Source organism: Lysinibacillus sp. RU7 (genome assembly GCF_057837305.1).
The window spans coordinates 1-231 of the sequence record NZ_JBYQFK010000348.1; the positions used below are offsets into that span (position 1 = coordinate 1).

At 73.2% G+C, this 231-nt stretch carries 1 pseudogene; it reads right to left on the reverse strand.

The features are described 5' to 3' along the window. Window positions 1-42: 42 nt before the first annotated feature. Window positions 43-231, reverse strand: a pseudogene (locus AC3II9_RS22670) (succinate--CoA ligase subunit alpha); the annotation flags it as partial.

Consider the following 231-nt stretch of genomic DNA (forward strand, 5'->3'; position numbering starts at 1 on the left):
GCCACGGACCCCGGCGGGTGTGCCGGGGTGACGCGCTACGCCTTACTTGTTCAGCACCGACAACAGGGTCGAGCCGAGCTCCGCCGGGCTGGCCGCGACCTTGATCCCGGCCGCTTCCATCGCCGCAATCTTGTCCTCGGCGCCGCCCTGGCCGCCCGACACGATCGCACCGGCATGGCCCATGCGACGGCCCGGAGGCGCGGTGCGGCCCGCGATGAATCCGGCCATCGG